Raw genomic sequence first — 6,559 nt, 5'->3', positions numbered from 1 at the left:
ACCGCCACCGCGATCGCCCGCGCCATCACTGCCGCCGTGCGCGCCGCCTAAACCTCCGGCCCCGGGCGCGCACCGCGCCCGGGCACCCGGACCGGGCCGCGCTGGTGTCACCGGCGCGGCCCAACCATCACCCACCCGCCCCGCACCCCGGGGCGGCAACCACAGGAGACACCGTGACCGATCCCGCGATTCCCACCACCGCCGCGCTCGACGCGATCTACGTGATCGCCAACGCCGTCACCGGCGACCAGTTCGTCATCTACGGACTCGGACCGCACGACGAGCGCGGCATGTACACCGTGGCGCACGTGACCGGCGGCACCGGCGGCTACGCCGCCCCGCGTATCCACCTCGTGCACCCCGACGACATCGCCGCCTACGCCGCCGGTGCCGCCGACCGATTGCGCCGGGGTGCGCACGGGCACGCCGCGACGGTGTGGCTCGACCGCACCACCGGCCCCCTGCACGCGCGCCTGACTCGATGAACCCGCCAGCACCCCAACCGAACCCGAACAGGAGCACCTCATGAAAGACACTCGCACCCACGACGAGGACGGCGTCATCAAACCGGGAGCCAAACTCAGCGGCAACGACTACGTCGTGGTCAGGCTGCGCGACAGCGACGACCCGCCCGGCCGAATCCTGGTGGTACGCAACCCGACCCGCTGCCACCACGGCTACACCATCTGCGTCGAGTGCGCTGAAAGCTGGGAACTCGACCACCATGTGGACTACGAGCTGACCGGCGGCGGGCGACGACTTCGCGAGGCCCTCGACATCCAGCCCGCCACCGGCAACGCAGAACCTTCCGAGGCCGACTCCGGCGAGCCCGGCACCGACACGGCCGACCCGTCACCGGTGCACCCGTGACCGGCTCGTGTATCGAGTCCTCGGCTCGCGTGCCACGCGCCCGCGGCGAGGCTGCCGGCGGGAGGCGCCTCGCCATCCCTGAGTCAACACCGGCGACTCGAATTCCGCTCGCGCCGAGGCTATTACGGAATCGGACGAGAGGAATTCGCGACCGGAACCAATTTCCACATTCCGCTTGACATCACACGCCCTATCGAGCGGTCATGGAAACCGGAACGGCACCGACCGCCCGGGGAATCGCCCCGATCGGTGCGCATTCCGTCCCCGCCCGGGGACATCACCGAATTCACCAAACCCATTTGTTGGAAGGAACCCCCATGTCGAAAACCAAGAACGCCGCCGTGGCCACGGAAACGGCCGCACCCACCCCGGAAAACGGTTCGCGGTCGGTGCCGGTACCGCGCCGCGACAGCACCCGGGCGTTGTGGGCGGCGCTGCGCGCACACCCTGACAACACCAGCGCCGCGCTGGCCGACATCGCCGGGATCGGCCAGTCCACCGCGCGGCGGCTGCTGACTCAGTGGGAAACCGCCGGGTGCGCCCAATCCCACACCGACCCCGCATCGCCCCGCGCCGCCAAGACCTGGACCCAGGGCACGGGCACACCCGCCACCATCGAACCGGACCCGGCCCCCACCGCGCCCGCCGATTCGGGCCCGGCCGAACACACCGACGCGGATCCGGCCGAACCCACCGACCCGGGCGCGGTGTCTCCTGAGACGGCCGAACCGGTCGGATCGACGCCCGAAACCGGCGAGCCCGCACCCGAATCCGCGACGGTGTCGGCGGCGCAGGTGCCCGCGTTGCACAGCGCCGAAGCTCGGGCACTGTGGAAGGCGCTGGAAACCCACCCCGGCAGCACCACCGCCGATCTGGCCGAAATTGCGGCCATCGGGACCAATGCGGCGCGGCATCTGCTGACGGAATGGGAACTCGCCGGGGCCGTGTGGGCGGCCACCGATCCGGGCAAGCCTCGGGCCGGGAAGAGCTGGACCGCCGGAGCGAAACCCGAACCGTCCCCAGCCCCGGCCGCGCCCGAATCGGTGGCCACCACACCCGCCGAACCGGAGCCCGCACCGGCCGACCCCGTGACTCCGGAACCCGCTGTGGCCGAACCCACCGCGCCCGAACCGGCCACCCCCGCCGAACAGGCGGCCCCGGCCGACCCCGCGCCCGACACCACGGCGGAGACGGCGGCAGCCGCCCCCACGGGCGACGAAACCGCCACCGTGGCCCCGGAACCCCCGGCGGCGGCCCACAACGGCGCTGGGGGCGACGCGGAGTCGACGGTCGAACGCCTGCCCGCCGGTGCCCTGCGGGGACAGGTCGAGGACTTCCTGCACGAAAACCCCGGAAAGGAGTTCACCCCACACCAGATCGGCAAAGCGCTGAACCGGTCCAGCGGCGCGGTCCACAACGCCCTGGTCAAGTTGACCGACGGCGGGACCGCGAGCCAGACCAGCACGGCCCCCAAGAAATTCACCCTCGCGTCCTGAAACTGGGCGATGCCGGAATCCCCGGAGCTGCTACCTCCGGGGAGTCCGACACCGCCCTCTCAACCTAACCTCTGAGAAAGGTGCTCGACTATGTACTCCACCCCAACCCCCACCATCCTGGGCGCGGCCCTGTACCGGGTGTACGCCGACTCCAGCCACGCCCCCGACAGCCTCGAGCTGTGGATCGCCATCGCCGAGACGGCGGTGCGGGAACTGCAGATGCCCGTGCTGGCCGCGCTGGTGCCGTGGGTGCCGATCGCGTTGCGCTACGAGCAGGTGACCACCGACGGTGAGTTCTTCCCGCACTCCGGTGCGGTGCGTGTCATGACCGGCCCGTTGACCGGCACCCTCTACGGCGACCTCGAAACAGCCGCCCGCGAGGTGGTCGTGGCAACCCTGGACCAGCTGCCCAAACAGGACTGCGGAGACACCAGCGACAGCGGAAGTGACAGCGGCAACGACGGCGACGAGCAGACCGTGACCGTGTACAGGGCGTTGCCGTCGTGGCGGTTCCGCAACGACAGGGGCCCGGCCGCGCCGGGCCTGCGCGCGGTGCCGCCACTCATCTCCTGACCCGCCTACCCGCTGAAACGGCCCGTGGTGCCGAGCATTCCGCTCGGCATCACGGGCCGTTTCCTGTGAGCTGACATGACGGCGCGGGCTACTTGCTGCGGTCGATGGCCTGGGTGATCCAGTCGGTCAGCACGGGCGCGGCGGGTGTTGTAGCCGGTGGCGTCGAACGCGCCCGTGTGGCATATCCAGTCGGTGTCTTCGCGCGCCGACGCTGCGCGGGGCGTGGGAGCGGGATCGGCGCACTGCGCGCCAGGTTCGCCCGCGGCGAGTCACCGAGTCCCGAGTTACTGGCGAGTTCCGGCGGATCGCGATCGTACGTGGCGGTCAGCTCATGACGCGATCGGCGTTGCGGCGAGCCGTGTTCGGGCGACCGAACTGTTCGATCACATTGGCGGTGTTCAACAGCCGGGACACGTGGGAGGGATACCAGCGGTGTCCGCCGCCCGGTGTGGGAATTCCTCTGGCGTTGAGTTCGGCGACGATGCCTCGGTAGCTGATTCCTGTGCGATGCATGTTCACAACGAGTGCGAGGACCTCATCAGGGCAGACGCGCGGTCGTCCGCGTCTCCGGCACCCGGTCATCGACGGCCCCGGCGAGCGTTGCGAGCAGCAGGCCGAGGTTGGTCGGCCGAGCGGGTGCGCAAGATGGCGTTCATCAGTGAGATCAACGCCCCGAGCGTCGCGTCGAAGATTCGCATGGCGCGTGCGCTTCGGCGGTTGTTTCCGAAGACGGCGACCACAGCGGCTAGCGAAACCACGAGGGCGAACAGCGTTATAGGTATGAGAACCGTGGCGGTAATGATGATCGGGGCCAAGCCCCAGGTCGTGTGGGCTTGGCTGAGATGGGTCAGCAACGTGCACTCCCGTGTGGGTTCGGAGCGCGACGCCGTGTCAGTGTGCGGGCGCGCTCCAGAGGTGGATTCGAGTCGGCTGTTCACGAGCCGGGTTCGGTCCACGAAACACTCGCGGGGAGGCGGTGACGGCCTGCCCTGGGCAGCAATTACCGGCAGTGCGGCGCAACATGTTGCGCCGCAGGCTCGTCCATGCCTTGCGCATGGCGTCGAGTTGACGGCCACGGCGAGTTGACAAGGCGCGGTAGGCGACGCCGGTGATGCTGCGAGCGCGGTGTCTTGCTTGCCACGCGGCGTGGTAGGCGTAGGCAAGGGCGTCAGCGATGGCTGACTTTCCGGAGTTGGTAGGCGTGTGTGCGGTCCGCGACCCGAGGAGCCATCTGATCGGGCTGTCCGGGCTGTAGCGCTTGAGTCGGTGCTCGGAGACCCAGTTGCGGCCCGGCTGTGGCCCCTGTGGTTCGTGTGCGTTGTTGGTCGCCAGAGTCGCCGTCACCACCTCGGTGACCCTCGATGAGGCGTTCTGGGGCAGCAGGAGATACGGCTCGAGGTCGGTGGTGGCGATGCCGCCGGGGACCCCCAGCGTTCGGCGTTCTACCTCAACGACTCCGATTCGCATGGCGGCCAGATCGAATGATGGAGCCTCAGCAATCCACCACTGCCGCGAAACCTTGTCAGCGATGGAACTGCGTGCGAATACGCACAGGTCGACATGGTCGAGGAACGCGCTATCGGAGACCGCTGCTGCGAGCCCCTCAAGATGGTGCCGCCACAGGTGCCCGAAGTCTTTGCCGCGATCGTGTTGGTCCGCCAGCATGAGCAGCATCGATCTCGTACAGAGATCGGTGCCCATGTCGGTGTTCGCGGTGTTCGAGGCCACGATGATCAGACTAGAGGTGAGGGTGAACTGTTCCGGGAATTCAGTCGGAGCGTTCGTGTGTCAGCGCTGCTCACACGTTCCCCCCCAGTGTGTCGCCCGCCTCGCGTCCGCAGCGGAGCTGCAACTTCTCGTTGGCGGGCTCATCGAAGTCGAACCTGGTCAGTCGCGTAATCGCGAACCGTTCGTCCGAAACGGATGAGTGCTCGTTGGAGTCGGAGAGTTGGCCTTGTGGAGTACCACCGGTCGAGCCGGTGTTGAATCGCGCGAACCTGCTCGGCAGGGACGGCAGCGGAGTTCACCGGTCGGCCCGTGACCTCGGTTATCCAACGGTCGATGACGATCACACTGGGAACTGGTGCCCGCAGCGGATTGCTCGAGGTGACTGGTCGAACTTGCGGGAGTACCGAGGGGGCACCGAGTCTGGCGTAGAGCATCCTCTGCCGCTTGACGCGCCTTGTCAGTCTGGAGAGGATGTGCGCCGACATCGCGAGCCTCGTCACAGCGGATACGTACACGACACCAGCGACCGCTGTGACCCACGTGCCGTCGTAATGGAGCGGATAGCTGATCAGCAGAACCAGAAGGGCAGGCGACACCGCGCGCAAGGCCCGCCATTGGAGGTCGAGTTCTGTGTCGGTCATGCGTACGGCGTATTCGGCGGCCAGCCAGTGACGAGCCACGTCGTAGTCCAATCGTAGGGCCCGGGGGCAGGCGTCGCCGAGCCGCTCGATTTCGGCGCTGTATTCCTCGACCTGCTCACGCCAGCGCCGAACCGACATTCGTCCTCGTTCGCGTTCCTCGACCCGATGCTTCCGGTAGTTGATGCGCAAACTGATCGCTGCGAAGATCGCCACCACAGTCGCGACGACCAGGCTTAGAACCTGAACCTGACTTGCGTGCATTGCTGTTCTCCCCGTCGCTAGCGGCACCGCTCTCGATCACGTTCGTGAAGCGCAGGAATATCCGCCAGCTACAACGAAACTCGTCTCGTCACTTGACTCTGGCTGCGTGTCATCATCGCAGCTACTGCTGGTCGAGTCACAGACAGCGGCCGGTGGTGGCGAGCGAATTGCTCGGCACCACCGGCCGTTTCAGTGCGGAGGGGCTAGCGCGTGCACGGAGGACGCATGGGGCTACTTGGCTTGGTCGATGGTCTGCGTGATCCAGTCGGTCAGCACGGCGGCGGCGCTGGCGTAGAACGTGGACGCGCCCCCGTCCTGGGCGTCCGGAAGGGCGGGGGTCGTGCTGGTGGTGCTGCCCGTCGCGCTCGTTCCGGTGGTTGTCGCGGTGTAGGTGGTGGTCAGGGTGGGCAACTGCGCGCCGGTGAACGCTGCGGTGGTGGCCGAGACGAGATCGGCGGCGACCGGGGCCAGCCCGGTCAGCGTCAGCACCGCCGTCACCGGGTCGCCATCGGCGAGGAATTCCACGGCGGTCCAGGCGATCTCCTGCGCGCGGCCGACGTCGGTGGCGATACGGGAGATGTCGAGTCCGGCCAGGACACCGACGATCTCGGCGGCGATCGTGGCGACGCCGGTGGTGTCCAGCGGCGCGGCCAACGCCAGAGCCTTCGCTACCAGGCGCAGGTCGAGTCCGTCGGCGAGCGCGACCAGCGGGGCGAACTGGTTGTTCAGATCCCCGGAGACGCGGTGCACGCCGCGCACGTCTCCAGCGGTAATCAGTCCGGGTAGCTGGGCGAGGTCGGCCACGATCGCGGGCACGTTCGCGGTGAAGCTGGCGAGCCCGTTCAGGACGGTGACGACCTGGGCCAGGACCTGGGACACGCTGATCTGCCCGGTTGAGCCCGTGCCGAGCCTGATGGTCGGTGTGCTCGTCGTCGTGGTCGGGGCTTTCGTCGTGGTGGTGGGCGAGGTGGTGCTGGTAGGAGCCGGAGT

The 6,559-nt window shown here is 68.2% G+C and carries 7 protein-coding genes and 1 pseudogene; 4 read left to right on the top strand and 4 right to left on the bottom strand.

The window, feature by feature from the left end:
- Positions 1–173: 173 nt before the first annotated feature.
- The 4 genes from APZ21_RS14480 (at position 174) to APZ21_RS14465 (ending at position 2,939) form a co-directional block, all read left to right on the top strand.
- Positions 174–485: a hypothetical protein gene (locus APZ21_RS14480; protein WP_019045692.1), complete on the top strand. Its 312-nt coding sequence runs from the start codon at positions 174–176 to the stop codon at positions 483–485.
- 40 nt (positions 486–525) lie between these two features.
- A complete protein-coding gene (locus tag APZ21_RS14475; RefSeq protein WP_054813832.1) occupies positions 526–870 on the top strand; it encodes a hypothetical protein in 345 nt (114 codons plus the stop codon).
- A gap of 317 nt (positions 871–1,187) precedes the next feature.
- Positions 1,188–2,366 carry a hypothetical protein gene (locus APZ21_RS14470; RefSeq protein WP_104362266.1) on the top strand — a complete coding sequence of 393 codons (1,179 nt, stop codon included), beginning with the start codon at positions 1,188–1,190 and terminating at the stop codon, positions 2,364–2,366.
- A gap of 90 nt (positions 2,367–2,456) precedes the next feature.
- Positions 2,457–2,939 (top strand): hypothetical protein, encoded by a 483-nt coding sequence (locus tag APZ21_RS14465; RefSeq protein ID WP_054813830.1) that lies wholly within the window; start codon positions 2,457–2,459, stop codon positions 2,937–2,939.
- Between the two features lie 324 nt (positions 2,940–3,263).
- Here the strand turns inward: APZ21_RS14465 and APZ21_RS14460 are convergent, their stop codons facing one another.
- The 4 genes and pseudogenes from APZ21_RS14460 to APZ21_RS14445 all read right to left on the bottom strand — a co-directional run.
- Positions 3,264–3,521 (bottom strand): recombinase family protein, encoded by a 258-nt coding sequence (locus tag APZ21_RS14460; protein ID WP_082393111.1) that lies wholly within the window; start codon positions 3,519–3,521, stop codon positions 3,264–3,266.
- 309 nt (positions 3,522–3,830) lie between these two features.
- On the bottom strand, positions 3,831–4,667 hold the full coding sequence (locus tag APZ21_RS14455; protein WP_156371075.1) for a hypothetical protein: 837 nt from the start codon (positions 4,665–4,667) through the stop codon (positions 3,831–3,833).
- A 140-nt stretch (positions 4,668–4,807) separates the two neighbouring features.
- Positions 4,808–5,569, bottom strand: coding sequence for a hypothetical protein (locus APZ21_RS14450; protein ID WP_054813827.1), 762 nt, complete (start codon positions 5,567–5,569; stop codon positions 4,808–4,810).
- A 231-nt stretch (positions 5,570–5,800) separates the two neighbouring features.
- Positions 5,801–6,559, bottom strand: a pseudogene (locus APZ21_RS14445) (hypothetical protein); the annotation flags it as partial.

It is taken from the genome of Nocardia arizonensis, assembly GCF_001310275.1.
GTDB classification, from domain to species: Bacteria; Actinomycetota; Actinomycetes; order Mycobacteriales; family Mycobacteriaceae; genus Nocardia; species Nocardia arizonensis.
The sequence above is the reverse complement of the archived record's forward strand: the minus strand, read 5'-3'. Positions and strand labels throughout refer to the sequence as shown.

Excerpts from the sequence above, each read along its gene's own strand:
- APZ21_RS14460 (WP_082393111.1), bottom strand. The coding sequence starts at position 3,521 with ATGACCGGGTGCCGGAGACGCGGACGACCGCGCGTCTGCCCTGATGAG.
- APZ21_RS14470 (WP_104362266.1), top strand. The coding sequence starts at position 1,188 with ATGTCGAAAACCAAGAACGCCGCCGTGGCCACGGAAACGGCCGCACCC.
- APZ21_RS14475 (WP_054813832.1), top strand. The coding sequence starts at position 526 with ATGAAAGACACTCGCACCCACGACGAGGACGGCGTCATCAAACCGGGA.
- APZ21_RS14465 (WP_054813830.1), top strand. The coding sequence starts at position 2,457 with ATGTACTCCACCCCAACCCCCACCATCCTGGGCGCGGCCCTGTACCGG.
- APZ21_RS14450 (WP_054813827.1), bottom strand. The coding sequence starts at position 5,569 with ATGCACGCAAGTCAGGTTCAGGTTCTAAGCCTGGTCGTCGCGACTGTG.